Below are 12,741 nucleotides of genomic sequence, written 5' to 3' on the forward strand. Positions count from 1 at the left end.
ATAACCACTAAAAAAATCAGAGAATGAAAGTTATAATAGCAGAAAAGCCCAGCGTGGCGCGGAGTATTGCCGCCATTGTGGGTGCGACCGTCAAAAAGGACGGATATATGGAAGGTGGCGGATACGCCGTAACCTGGGCGTTCGGCCACCTGGTCGGACTCGCCATGCCCGAAGCCTACGGCTTTACGGGTTTCAGACGGGAAAACCTGCCGATACTCCCGAAAGAATTTACCCTTATTCCCCGGCAGGTACGGGAGGGTAAAGAGTATAAGGCCGATTCCGGCGCACTCAAACAGCTAAAGATTATAAAGGGATTGTTCGACCGGGCCGATGAAATTATAGTAGCCACCGACGCGGGCCGCGAGGGTGAGTTGATATTCCGCTTCATATATAATTATGTGGAATGCCGTACCTCCTTTCGCCGCTTGTGGATAAGCTCGCTCACTGACCGGGCCATCCGTGAGGGGATGCAGGCCCTTCGTCCGGGAAGCGATTACGATAACCTGTATCTCTCCGCCCGCGCACGCAGCCAAGCGGATTGGATCGTGGGCATCAACGCCTCGCAAGCCCTCTCCATTTCCGCCGGAAGCGGCGCGTGGTCACTGGGCCGGGTACAAACGCCCACGTTGGCCATGATCTGCTCGCGTTACCTGGAGAACAAGGACTTTATCCCGCAAACCTATTTCAGGCTAAAGGTGCATACCGGGACAGACGCGACGGCGTTTGCCGTTCTTTCGGCGGATAAATATGACAGCCGCGGCGTCGCCGATCAGACGGCCGCCATCGTGAAAGCTGCCGGGGAACTGAGCGTTACGTCCGTCGTCAAGAAGGAAGTCCGGCAGGAGCCGCCGCTCTTATACGACCTTACAACCCTGCAAAAGGACGCTAACAAGCGGCACGGCTTTTCCGCCGACAAGACACTGACCATAGCGCAGGGATTATACGAAAGCAAGTTCATTTCCTATCCACGTACCGGCTCCCGATATATATCCGTCGATGTCATGGAGGAAATACCGCACCTGATCGCAACCCTGCGGGCGCATCCCAAATTCGGCGGCTATATCGACGCACGGCCCGATACCCGGCCGGGGACACGTCCGGTAAACGACGCGAAAGTGACAGACCATCATGCGCTGATTATTACGGAAGATCCCGCGAGGGGATTATCCGAAGATCAGCAGCTTGTTTACGATATGATAGCGGGCCGTATGCTGGAAGCCTTCGGAGAGGGTTGCGTCAAAGAGAACACCGCCGTAACGCTGAAAGCCGGCGGCGTACACTTTGTCGCAAAGGGCAGTATCATGTTACATCCCGGCTGGCGTAATGTTTTCGGAGCCGACCGGGAAGAAACAACGGACGAGGATTTAACCGTACTGCCCGATCTGACGGAAGGCGATAAGCCGGCCGTCCGTGATGTCGAAGTGCAGGAGAGACAGACCAAGCCCAAGCCCCTGCATACCGAAGCCACGTTGCTCTCGGCGATGGAGAGCGCGGGCAGGGAAATAGAGAATGAGGAAGAACGCGAGGCCATGAAAGACGCGGGGATCGGGACACCGGCCACCCGTGCCGCCATTATCGAGACACTCTTTTCGCGGGAATACATCGTGCGGGAGAAAAAAACGCTTGTACCTACCAACAAAGGGCTGACCGTTTATCTGGCTGTACACGACAAGAAGATTGCCGATGTCGCCATGACCGGACAATGGGAAGCGGCACTGGCGAAGATCGGCACGGGAGATATGGATGCCGGAGCGTTCCATCGCTCGATAGAGGTGTACGCCTCACAAATCACAGCCGAATTGCTGGATATGGCTTTCGCACGGCAGGATAACCGGCAGTCATGCCCCTGCCCGAAATGTAAGAGCGGCAACGTGGTTATCTTTAATAAGGTGGCCAAATGTCAGAACGAGGCCTGCGGGCTTACCGTATGGCGCACCATCGCAAAAAAGGAGTTATCCGATACGCAGCTTATATCCTTACTGACAAACGGCAAGACCGGGATCATTAAAGGACTCATTAGCGGCAAGACCGGTAAGCCTTTCGATGCCGCCATAGCTTTCGATGCCGATTATAAGACCGTGTTCGATTTCGAGCAGAAGAAAGGAAAGCCCGGAAGCAAACGTAAATCCAAGTAAATCATTATCTTTGCCACCGAAAGAATCTTTGCGGTTATTGCTGATAGGGATGTTTGCTTTAACTTCACTGATTTTTTTAGTGGTGGCGTCCGGGGCTATGCTTCGGACGCTTTTTTATTTGCCCGTTTCACGGACAAGCCTTGCGGGGACTCATCCGAGAGAAGATTGTCATTGCCTCTTTTCCGGATCGGTACTCCGGGACGACACCATACGTCGGAATCCTCCATATCTTATCGCTTTCCATGGTCAAGGCGATTTTTCAAAAAGTTCCGCATATAGAACGGCTTATGCCGGGTATCAATGTTCGTATGAAACCGTAACAGCCGTCCTTTATATCCATTCCGGCAATCGTCTTGACGCCATATATACCCGTCATATCTTTTCTTCCGTCTCCATAGGCTTCCTTTATAAGCCCTTGAAAGGCAGAATACGTTTTCGTCCCGTTCCCAGCTATAATTTCCTTGAAGGTTATCCCGTGCGCTTTCCCCATTATAGGACGGCAGAGCAATCCCGGATATTCCATGCCCCGGCCTCTTTGCCGCCGAAAGGCAAGCCTTCTTATTACTTCCATCGGTATTTATGGAAAGGTCTTGCCACTTTCCGGAAACCTGTAACAAAACATAAGTGCCGTTTCTCCCTCTTTCTGCCAGTCCATAACCTTATCCGCCTTCCTCCCGGCAAGGGTTGTTATTTCCGCGGGCAAAAGTGCTTACGTGGTCTTAACGGGCAGTAAAGTTCCTTCGGCCGGAGGTTCACCCGAAAAATCTTCCGACATCCCTTCGGGACATGGCGTATTTGTTCGGTGAAAACTTGACAGTCCCTAACCACTGCACCGAAAGAGGGCCCGTAAAAAACAACTGGCCCAAGGGTCGGTACTAAAAATTAAGGTTATGGAGAATTTATCAGAAGCAAGGATTTATGTAGGCACTTATGCCAAGTATAACAACGGTTCCATTTATGGAAAGTGGCTGGACCTATCGGATTATTCCGATAAGGAAGAATTTTATGAGGCTTGCCATGAGTTACACGGCGACGAGCCGGACGCCGAGTTTATGTTCCAGGATTGGGAAAACATACCGTCCTCCCTTATCGGGGAAAGCTGGTTATCGGATAACCTCTTTGAAGTGATCGAGGCCGTCTCGGAATTGGACGAAAATGAACAGGAAGCCTTTTATGTATGGCTGAACGACGGCAACCGTGATATGGATACGGAAGATCTAAACGGACTGATCGATTCGTTCCGCGACGATTACCAGGGTAATTACAAGGACGAGGAGGATTACGCTTATGAGATTATCGAACAGTGCTACGACTTGCCGGAGTTCGCTTTAAGCTATTTCGATTATGAAAAGTTCGCCCGCGACCTGTTTATGACCGACTATTGGTTTGAGGACGGACACGTATTTCGCCGGGCCTGACAGCTTCGATACCAACCGGAAGGCGGGAAATTCCCGCCTTTTTTATGGCATATCCCCTTATTAAAAACGCGTCCCGCCCAATCTCACGACTGTACGGGACGCTGACAAAGCACAAATAAAAACCTATTCCTCCGCGGAATCATCCTCGCAGGTCTCATCGTCGGCTCCATTTTCGCCTTTGGCGAAGTTCGCATTAATGAAAGCCTCCACGTCACTCTCGCGGTAATAGGTTTTATGGTAGATGGTCTGGTAGGGCAATTCGCCCGACGACCGGTAACGTTGCAAGGTACGTTTACTCACATGGAGCAACTGGCACACTTCCTGATTGTCCAGAAAGCGTTCGCCGCCTAAAAAATGATACCTGCCCGACATATTTTCCAAATTGGTGTCCAGCCGGTCAAACCGTCCCATGAAACGTTCAAACCATTCCTGTAACCACGTCGTTAATTCATTCTCTCCCATATCGCACGATTATTTAGAGGTTGTCACTCTTTTCCCTACGGGGAAAGACACGGCCGGCGATAAGCCGCTCGATCTCCGAAAGGCGGTAGCGTACCCGGCCGCCCCGAATTGAATAGGTTACTTCCCCGGCAGAACGCAGGCGTTGGAGGGTACGGGTACTGACCTCCAGTAATTCGGCCGCCTTCGCGTTATCTATCCATACCGTCGAGGGATCGGACGGCACGGCCTGCTTTTCGGTCTGCCGCTCGATATAATTATAAATCCGTTCGATCTTTTCTGCAAGTGACTTATAGGCATCACTGTCAATGGTGATTCGTTTCATATCTGATTCGTTTTTGATTTCGCAAAGGTCGGGAGTTTATAATTACCTTAAACTGTGGCACATATCACTTTTTTATCAATACGTCCGGGAACGGCTTCGGGAGGGGATTCTGAAAGAGGATTTTGTGGAAATTTGCAGTAAAATACACAGAAAAGACACAGTTACCGTTTTTATCAGAGGCGCCGAACGCCTCGTGTTTTTTGGGGATAGCGAGCATTTTTTCCTTACGGCCGAAAAACAGCAAATCCCCGCCGGGCACTCAAAAAAATATTACCGTCCGCATCTTTTATCCTTCACGGGAGTAAAATGCGGATAGTAATAACACGCTTTACAAGACTGTTGTTATGTCCCGGATTCTTTTTAACGAGTCCATAGTCCGTCTCTATGCCGGGAAGTGTATTTTTCCGCATATGCTCGTCGCACGGCGGAGAAGGAACACTGCGAACCTGTAATTATGAGTAAATATTTCCGGGTTTCTAACGAGGCCCGGAGGGATTAAATGTATATTCTATTAAATTCCGGTCTCGGTTAAATATAAAGAGGGGTGCTTACCGGCTAAGTCCGGGGAACGTAACGCATCTGCATCACGCCGTTATCGAAACATTGAAAACAGGCCATATCCCAAGACTGTTCCATCCGGTTACGGCTGAAAAGCGTATATCCGTTTCCGAGTATAACGGGCACTACGTTTACCGTTATCTCGTCTATCAGCCCGCGTTCCATAAACTGGGATAACAGTTCCCGGTCACCGGCCAGCCATATATCCCCGGAGATCTCACGCCGGATCGCCTCGACAGCCTCCACATATCCGAAACCGCTCTCCGGCCTCAAAAGCACAAAATCGGGCCTTTGCCCCGGTGTCAATACGGAGTGGTCCGGTAACAGCACTTTCGTCCGTATTCCTCGTGGAGGCCAAATATCGGTGGCCTGGAGCATTGCATAGTAAATCCCGTTTAAGACGGCACAACCTACCGTCTCGGCAAATCCGCCGAAACCGTAGTCCCTGTCCGAGGAAGGCCGGGGATAGCCGGTAAGCCAGTCGATACTTCCGCCCATCTTTGCCGCATACCCGTCCAACGATACGAAGGAAAAGGTCTTAATTTTACCTGTTTTATCCATTTTTCTGTCAGTTTTCCCCGACGATGTAAAAGAGGCGTGGAAATTACGCCGCCGAATCGGGAGGTACTGACAAATACCTTAAACGAGAACAACGCAACTCCACGCCAAATTAAGCATGAATATCGCGCCATGTTTTCCTCGTTTATCCGTTTAATTGTCAGTTTCCCCGATAAAAAGAATACAGCGTATATTCAGTTTCCGGCATCCGCAGGCGGATAGGCTTCGCAAGATCGGACGCCGACAGTTCATTTTTACCATTTATTACATCATAGGCATTATTCGTTTATATTCTATCCGTTACCACTTACGCGGTATCGTTATCTCCTTCTTTTCGTATGGCTCCGTTCTATCCGGAGCAAAAGCGCGTCTTTCAACAAATCGAAAATCTCCGTTACATTATCCAGGTCTTTTATCTCGGAAAAGACGCTGGTATAATTTCCCAGGTCAATACCCAGCAAGTGCTCCATCGCCTTGACCACCCGGGAAAGGGGTATCTTGCCGAAGGCCCGGAATGAATCCAGGGCGTATAAAAGCACAATGAGGTATTTCTTCTTTGTATTCCAGAGCAGCTGCGGCTTCTCGTCGGGATGTTCCAGTTCGTCCAGTTGGGATTTCAGCAGGATTTCCAGTCGCTCGTTCGCCAGTATCTTCGCCAGCTTGTAATCGCAGTTGGTGGAATATCTCGGCTCACGCTCGCTAAGGGTAGGCTCCAGGTATTGCAACCCGATCCGGAACTTGCCCCGCGTAAAATAGCAGACGTCGTTATGCGTCGAGCCCAGGCGGTAGTAACTGTAAAACTCCGGCCGGCGGTCGATATAGTCCTGCAGGTTCTCCAGTTCCTTGTTCAGGTATTCCCGCTGAATATCCGTGCCGCCATGCGGACGGTTCATTTCGATGTTATACACCTGGCAATGATAGATCAGTTGCGACACAAGCTGCGGCTTGGTCTGCTTGAAGAAATAGATCTCTTCTTCCTCGCTGGAAAACTCATAATCCATTATAAAGGTTTTCAGCCTCGAATTGGCATCCGCCAACGCGAGAGCCGTGGCAAAGGAACGTTTCAGGGTGTCTTTCTCGGTCGCCTCAATTTGTCGTACCTTCGCCGACGTTTCTTTCATCAATTCCGGCAAAAAGCCGTTCATAAATTACTTCTTACGGATATTAGGATGTCAGTTACTGAAATGCTTTTATAATATATCTCCATCATTAATTTGTTTTATATTTCTCCCACCGTTTCGTTCTCATGCAGGAGCGGAAAAAAGAGCGTAGCCAGTTCCCCGGACGTATAAAATGACCGCATAAGCATCAATACCGCGTCATAGACGGCGGGGTAATGACTGTCATCCGTCAAATAGGCGAAAAAACTTTTTAATACCCTTCCCAGCTTTTCACGTATCGGTAGGGAGGTATTTTGCGGTTTCTCCCGGAAAGGGATGTTTCTTAATTCTTCCATGAACGACACGTTACCGTCGGTTTGAAGGCCGGTACAGCCCAATATGACATAATTCGAGGACAGCAGTGTCGCGCAACTTATCTCACAATGCGGGGGAAGCAATATAAATTCCCGCTTGTCAAGCAGGATTCTTCCCAAGAACGCGCCTTTGAGGTATATCTTGCCTTCCAACAGAAAGAACAGGCGGTGGTGATTGCTGCTGCCTATGTATTCCACCCGCCCCTTTATTTGTCCGCGGCAGACCATATCGTTATCCTGATCCGCGTCAAATCCGTTCAGTCGTTCCAATAACATCCTTGTTATTCCTCCCGAACTGTTATATGCAATTTTCTCTTTTAATATATTCATACTGTCTTTTCTTAAGAGGGATAACCCCGTTTATTTTTTCGGCTCCGTTAAATGTCTGCCTCTGTTTCCCTATGCGTCCATCCGTTGACGGTTAGGCCGATAACGGAAGATGCTTTTTCCAGCATAATCTCAATATCGGACGATCCGGCTTTCAATAGCCGCGTACAGTTTCCAACCCACAGGTAGGGATTGTCACCTGCCCGGGCGGTGGCCGTTACCTCACAGTAATGCGTTTTCCCCGGCTTAAAGACCTGAGGGGTTATGGTATAGTCCTCCGTGTTTATGAAAACAAGGATATAGTGCGTTCCGCTTTCGGTATTCAACCTGATGCCGTTACCAGTTATTTGGTCGGTATAGCGGCTCTCAAAATAACCGTCAGCGTCGAACAGAAGTATCTCCGATGTTCGGGTATCATACTGTTCGGTGGCTCGCAGGGATACATTTACCGCTGCGGGTAAACGTTCCTCCGCTTCTTTGTCTGTGCAGGAACAAAGCAGGAACGCTAATACAGAAAATGTTATTATGCCTTTTTTCATAATTTATAAATTATATTCCGGCTGTTAATACCGGTATGACTTGTTCTGTTACCGCGTCCCGAAGCAACACCCGTTTATTCCTGTCAAGCAGATACAGCGAAGGGATTGCACGGATAGCGTACAGTTTACTTTTTATTTTTTTCGCCGCCGTACCGTCGCAGGCGTTCAACCATGTGGGAGGGATAGCAGACCGGTAGGCTTTCCAGGTTTCTATATCCTCATCGGGATATAGGGCAAGAATCTTTAGTTTTCCACTATTTACCAAATCTGTGACTTGCTCCGATTGCTGCAAGAATTCCCGTGTATGCCGACAGTCCGGACACTCCGGGTCATAGAAGAATAAAAGCGTATAATCGGCTTTTATCCCGTGGAGTGTTCCTTTTTTGCCGTTGGCAAGGGTGTAGGTAAAATCCGAGGCCACGTTGCCGGGGCGGTTCTTGTTTATCTGTTCCAGTTGTGCCTTAGGGCGGAGTTTATAGATTTCGTCCACGTCCGGGCTGTTTATGATATGTTCTACGACTACTGCATAACATTCTTCGTCACGAAACGGGGAATTGACGTCGTAGAGGTATTTGTCGAACATACCGGTAAACCAATTAAAAATGCTTTGCTGTGCGAGGGATTTATCCAATATTCCGCCGATTGAAGCAGTTGCTACTTTCGGTGTGGTATGCGACAGAAGGGAAAGGTAATCCGAAAATGCCTGCTCTATCTGATCTGGGTTTGCCAGCCAGGTAGTATCGGCAAAAGAGAAGTTATCCCAATAGTGCGATATGAGATATTCGGCCCTCTCTCCGGGATTGGTTATTGTAGCGGGGATTTCAGGTAGTGTAAAGGGCTTGTGAGCTATTTGAGTTGCTTGCTTTGCACTCACTTCGGGTTGCTTCGCTCTAATACGGGTACAACCTGCTGCTAATAGCGTACCGACTCCGAACAAACAAATGAAGCATCCGGCAAGCATTACCGACCATCCGCAGATTATATCCCAGCGGTATTTTCTTAGTATGTTTCCTATTACTTTCATTTACTGTTTAGTTATTCATCTTTACTATTTTTGTACATAAGTCCAGATGGTACTCCGAATCGGCGTTTTACTTGCAACCACAAGGGAATGAGCATCACCGGAGCGAGAATAGCTGACAGAGGACTGCCGAGTGGTATTCCTTCATACAGCGGCAAACTCCTGCACCACGCGGCAATCGCTCCGACATACTTTTCTTTGAAACTGCGCGGTACGTACCGCAGATTCAATAGATCCCGATAGGCTAACTGACAGCCTGCGATAATATCCCGATGGGACACCGACGGATAGAACCGTTTGATGTCCGTGCGGATGAAACAAGGGTATTTTACCTTGTGTCTACGGACAAAATTCACAATGAAGTCGTGCCAGTATCCGCCCAAGTGATGTCCGGGTAGCAGGCGTTTGACTTTGGGGACAAACTCCCGTCGCAGAGCTGCCGCAAGGCGATAATCATCGGGGCTTCCGGCACTGTTAAAGTAGGGAAGCGGACGAATTTGCGACGGATATGCTTTGTTTTCTTTCATTTTTATCCTTTTTTGCAGGGTCGGATTGACATTATATCCTGAATAATAATATATTAGCATTATCTTCGGAATTCTTTATCATTTCCTTCCTCTATTTTTTTGTTTTTCCAGTTCGGTAAAGAAAGCTAAACGCTTGGCTTGCAGTCTTTACCCGCGAGGATGTATTTTTACTGTTCTGAATTGTTTATTAAGGTATGTTTGTTCGACCCTCAATTTTGTTTATATACCAGGGCTTTTAATGCCCCGGTATATAAAGTAAATGAAACGAATCTATTCTCGGATGCACCTCACGGCTATGCCGTGTGTTCGATCTATGCTTTGGCTTGTACTGATAGACGATGTTGTAAATAGTGTGACACCCCCGTAGCCGTTGGATGCAACCCCGGCGTTTGTCCATAAGTATCCTTCTTTGTTTGCGACAAGCAGCCTCGCTTTTTGCGTGGTATGTCGGACGCCTTCCGCGGGTAGGAATATGCCCATAGTCGGATTACTTTTGTCCAGTGATGTATTATCATTTGTACCGACCCAATACCCGGCATTGCATTTGTAATAGCCATAGGCATTGTCATCACCATCGGGAACAGTAACCGTGGAAAAACCGCCAGTGGAAACATTGCCCTCGTTATTCAACTTCGTATATTCGGCAGGCGACGGCAAACGCCAGTTGCCACTTACCCAATGCCTGGCAGAAATATAGCGGCAAATATCACCTTTACCAACTGTAGCATTGAAGCCGGAACCGTCCTCGCCGTAATCTTTGAAAGCATCCTCATAGTATGCTCCGAACTTACCAGTTGTTTCACTGATATAAGGAATGTTTGTCCATGCGTAATTATAGGTAGTACCGCTTGGTCGGGGATCGAAAAGAATATGACCGCTCGGATATTTACCAGCGTTATAGCCCGTATCTGTTGACCCTGGAAGCGGTGCCGGACTAATTGCCACCAATGACCCCCACTGGAAGAACACGCCCTGTGAGTTGGCGGGTATCGTGGCATTGTCTGCCGGAGTTACGGCAAAGGTTAGGTAACCTCCTTCCGGATAGTTTGGATCATTCGGCTTAGAAACCCAAACAATATTGCTGCGTGCCCAAACATTGTTTACAATATTTAAGGTAACAGTAACGTCAGAGAATAGACCATCGGGGCTTGCAAATACAACGTCAATAGTTCCGGAAATGGTCTGGGTCGGATCGGTAATTACACTGAATGTAATTGTCTCCCCATTAGTGGTATTGTAACCGCCGGTTTCTCCTTCAATCATATTGTCGCCAGGCTGGAATTGCAGCATTGGGGTAGAACCGCCTTTCGGATGTTCCGTAATTCTCTCGATTCGCCAGCCGGTATTACTTTTCACATTGAAACTATATGTACTACCATCTAATATGTAGTCGGTTGTTCCACTTACTACAAAATTGTAATTGATCTGTCTAAGAAAGATACTGGCATTCGCAAATGAAATGCCATTAGTGGTTGTAAAATCAATTTTCGATACTTTTTCCAGGAATGGATTGCCGCCCTTCGATTCGTCCAGTTCGTCAGCCGTGAACGCCAATGGCTGGATAGTATAGGTTTTCGTTCCACCATTTCCTGCTGGTACCATTCCGCTGGTTGGCGCACCACTATTTGAAGGGAAGGCCTCTGTACCTACCTGCGCATTAATGACTGTCAAGTCTGCATCTTTCGGCTGCCAGTTTACCGTAAATGTCTGCGTTGCAGGATTAACACCCGCAAAAACCAATTCCGTTATCGGCTTGTTATTGCCATCCACTACCTGAATGCCCAATGCAGGGGTAAGCGACTGTGTTACCTTCACCGGATAGCGGAGCCTTCCGGCTGCAATCCAGATAATCGCACTACGCTCCGTAGTGGTCTTATTTTCTTCAACCGTTAGGAAAACTTCCGCTGGATTGTCTGCCACGCCCTGATCCGGAGAAAGGTCGACCCAACCGACCTTGGTAGTCCCATCCGTTGCGTCTACAATCTTTTCTACATACCAGCCCGACTTGCCTGCTGTTGCGGTAGTCTTATAATCGGTCATAATGCTCAGTACGTTATCTTCCTCTTTAGATATTTTTGCATCACGGGAAAAGAAATAGCTGTCCTGACTTACACTTAGTATATTCTGACCGTCAAAAACATTGTTACCTAATCCTGCTTCATTCCAGTATAGAATTTCAGCAACCATATTAACCGACTTACTTTTATAGGCTACGTCCACCGATTCGTGTCCGCGCCCCTTTACATCGGTGATATTAACCACGTACTGATAATTACGAAGAATATCCCGCAAGGTCTTTCCGTCGCTTTCAAAGAAGTCTACCCGGTAATAGGTCTCGTTGGTATCATCACCGTACAGCCCGCCGATCACAAGGCAAGTTGCCTTCATCCGATCTTCGTTTGACGGAGCCTTGGTCTCAAATGTATAGATAGCCCCTTTCATGGCAACATCCGGTGTTCCGGGCGCAGTGAAATCGGTGTATTCAATCGGCCCTTTCGAAAGGACTGCGTCGGAAGGGACGGTTGGCTCTTCAACAAATAAATAACGTTGGCTGGTATTACGTATTTCTTCTTTTACTGCCGCTATCGACGGTACTACATGACCGCTTGTATTCGTATTGTAGAGGTGTACGCTTTTCATCTTGAATTTATTCGTAAGTCCCGATACCGTTTCATCCAACTGAACGTTTATCTTGGCAATCATACGGAGCATGGGGATAGCCATTGAAAGACTATTGGTGCTTCCCGTTATCTTTTCCGCACCGCTTTCCCCCCACATCGGGAAAGCGGTATAATCGGATGCGCTGATTACTTTCCAGCGATCTTCCGTTTGACCTAACGATACTTTCAGATTGGCCAGCATATCTGCCTTATCTTTACCAATCCATGTATTAGGGTCGCCCGTAAGAGCGGTTACCGCATCTTCGGCATTGGTAATAACTACGAAACGTTGGTCATAGTACTTTACTTTTACTTTGACGGTAAAACTCTGCGAGGAAGCTCCTTCGGTATTCGTTGCTGATTTTATGCCGATTGCCGAATAATCGTAGGTTTCGCTCTTGATTGTACCGTTCTGTTCATATTCCACCTTGAACGCCAACACATAAATATTATCGATTGCATTTTCTTGGTCTGTCTCTATCGCACGGCTTTGTGTCCCGGTTTGCGTCCCGGTAGGTGCGGCATAGGGAACGGCAATTAAAAAGTTCACTTCTCTATCCGTTTGGCTACCACCGGATTCCGAAGGATAGATTTCTTCTTCGGATATGCAGGAGGCAGCTAACCCCATCATACCCAACAGCAATAAAGATATGGATTTACGCAGTCCGTTCCGCTTTTTACTGAAAGGGCCGGAAAAAACAGTCGTTATTCTTTCTATTCGTCTTTTCATTCTATATATT

General features: G+C 48.2%; 12 protein-coding genes. 3 read left to right on the forward strand and 9 right to left on the reverse strand.

The window, feature by feature from the left end; translation table 11 throughout:
* Nucleotides 1-23: 23 nt before the first annotated feature.
* From topB to DXB63_RS10585, 3 genes are all read left to right on the forward strand, one after another.
* Nucleotides 24-2,135, forward strand: a complete 2,112-nt coding sequence (topB, locus tag DXB63_RS10575; RefSeq protein ID WP_122126389.1) for a type IA DNA topoisomerase — start codon at nucleotides 24-26, stop codon at nucleotides 2,133-2,135.
* A gap of 10 nt (nucleotides 2,136-2,145) precedes the next feature.
* On the forward strand, nucleotides 2,146-2,868 hold the full coding sequence (locus DXB63_RS17800) for a hypothetical protein (protein ID WP_147332284.1): 723 nt from the start codon (nucleotides 2,146-2,148) through the stop codon (nucleotides 2,866-2,868).
* 157 nt (nucleotides 2,869-3,025) lie between these two features.
* Nucleotides 3,026-3,553 (forward strand): antirestriction protein ArdA, encoded by a 528-nt coding sequence (locus tag DXB63_RS10585; protein ID WP_122126391.1) that lies wholly within the window; start codon nucleotides 3,026-3,028, stop codon nucleotides 3,551-3,553.
* A 123-nt stretch (nucleotides 3,554-3,676) separates the two neighbouring features.
* On the opposite strand, the gene DXB63_RS10590 is transcribed toward DXB63_RS10585, so the two are convergent.
* The 9 genes from DXB63_RS10590 to DXB63_RS10630 all read right to left on the reverse strand — a co-directional run bounded on the left by DXB63_RS10590 (nucleotide 3,677) and on the right by DXB63_RS10630 (nucleotide 12,731).
* On the reverse strand, nucleotides 3,677-4,015 hold the full coding sequence (locus DXB63_RS10590; RefSeq protein ID WP_122126392.1) for a helix-turn-helix domain-containing protein: 339 nt from the start codon (nucleotides 4,013-4,015) through the stop codon (nucleotides 3,677-3,679).
* 13 nt (nucleotides 4,016-4,028) lie between these two features.
* Nucleotides 4,029-4,337, reverse strand: a complete 309-nt coding sequence (locus tag DXB63_RS10595; RefSeq protein ID WP_122126393.1) for a helix-turn-helix domain-containing protein — start codon at nucleotides 4,335-4,337, stop codon at nucleotides 4,029-4,031.
* A gap of 555 nt (nucleotides 4,338-4,892) precedes the next feature.
* Nucleotides 4,893-5,414 carry a dihydrofolate reductase family protein gene (locus DXB63_RS10600; protein WP_158563670.1) on the reverse strand — a complete coding sequence of 174 codons (522 nt, stop codon included), beginning with the start codon at nucleotides 5,412-5,414 and terminating at the stop codon, nucleotides 4,893-4,895.
* Nucleotides 5,415-5,773: 359 nt separating this feature from the next.
* Nucleotides 5,774-6,598 (reverse strand): RteC domain-containing protein, encoded by an 825-nt coding sequence (locus tag DXB63_RS10605; protein WP_122126395.1) that lies wholly within the window; start codon nucleotides 6,596-6,598, stop codon nucleotides 5,774-5,776.
* A gap of 74 nt (nucleotides 6,599-6,672) precedes the next feature.
* A complete protein-coding gene (locus DXB63_RS10610; RefSeq protein WP_122348236.1) occupies nucleotides 6,673-7,257 on the reverse strand; it encodes a hypothetical protein in 585 nt (194 codons plus the stop codon).
* Between the two features lie 47 nt (nucleotides 7,258-7,304).
* The gene (locus DXB63_RS10615; protein ID WP_122126397.1) at nucleotides 7,305-7,793 is read right to left on the reverse strand and encodes a hypothetical protein; all 489 of its coding nucleotides are present in this window, start codon (nucleotides 7,791-7,793) and stop codon (nucleotides 7,305-7,307) included.
* Nucleotides 7,794-7,803: 10 nt separating this feature from the next.
* Complete coding sequence (locus DXB63_RS10620) at nucleotides 7,804-8,817, reverse strand: DUF5106 domain-containing protein (protein WP_122126398.1); 1,014 nt, start codon at nucleotides 8,815-8,817, stop codon at nucleotides 7,804-7,806.
* Between the two features lie 11 nt (nucleotides 8,818-8,828).
* Nucleotides 8,829-9,401 (reverse strand): hypothetical protein, encoded by a 573-nt coding sequence (locus tag DXB63_RS10625; protein ID WP_122126399.1) that lies wholly within the window; start codon nucleotides 9,399-9,401, stop codon nucleotides 8,829-8,831.
* A 210-nt stretch (nucleotides 9,402-9,611) separates the two neighbouring features.
* A complete protein-coding gene (locus tag DXB63_RS10630) occupies nucleotides 9,612-12,731 on the reverse strand; it encodes a BACON domain-containing protein (RefSeq protein WP_122126400.1) in 3,120 nt (1,039 codons plus the stop codon).
* Between the last annotated feature and the right edge of the window lie 10 nt (nucleotides 12,732-12,741).

The organism is Bacteroides sp. OM05-12 (assembly GCF_003438995.1).
GTDB lineage: Bacteria > Bacteroidota > Bacteroidia > Bacteroidales > Bacteroidaceae > Bacteroides.

Excerpts from the sequence above, each read along its gene's own strand:
- topB (WP_122126389.1), top strand. The coding sequence starts at position 24 with ATGAAAGTTATAATAGCAGAAAAGCCCAGCGTGGCGCGGAGTATTGCC.
- DXB63_RS10585 (WP_122126391.1), top strand. The coding sequence starts at position 3,026 with ATGGAGAATTTATCAGAAGCAAGGATTTATGTAGGCACTTATGCCAAG.
- DXB63_RS10590 (WP_122126392.1), bottom strand. The coding sequence starts at position 4,015 with ATGGGAGAGAATGAATTAACGACGTGGTTACAGGAATGGTTTGAACGT.
- DXB63_RS10595 (WP_122126393.1), bottom strand. The coding sequence starts at position 4,337 with ATGAAACGAATCACCATTGACAGTGATGCCTATAAGTCACTTGCAGAA.
- DXB63_RS10605 (WP_122126395.1), bottom strand. The coding sequence starts at position 6,598 with ATGAACGGCTTTTTGCCGGAATTGATGAAAGAAACGTCGGCGAAGGTA.
- DXB63_RS10610 (WP_122348236.1), bottom strand. The coding sequence starts at position 7,257 with ATGAATATATTAAAAGAGAAAATTGCATATAACAGTTCGGGAGGAATA.
- DXB63_RS10615 (WP_122126397.1), bottom strand. The coding sequence starts at position 7,793 with ATGAAAAAAGGCATAATAACATTTTCTGTATTAGCGTTCCTGCTTTGT.
- DXB63_RS10620 (WP_122126398.1), bottom strand. The coding sequence starts at position 8,817 with ATGAAAGTAATAGGAAACATACTAAGAAAATACCGCTGGGATATAATC.
- DXB63_RS10625 (WP_122126399.1), bottom strand. The coding sequence starts at position 9,401 with ATGCTAATATATTATTATTCAGGATATAATGTCAATCCGACCCTGCAA.
- DXB63_RS10630 (WP_122126400.1), bottom strand. The coding sequence starts at position 12,731 with ATGAAAAGACGAATAGAAAGAATAACGACTGTTTTTTCCGGCCCTTTC.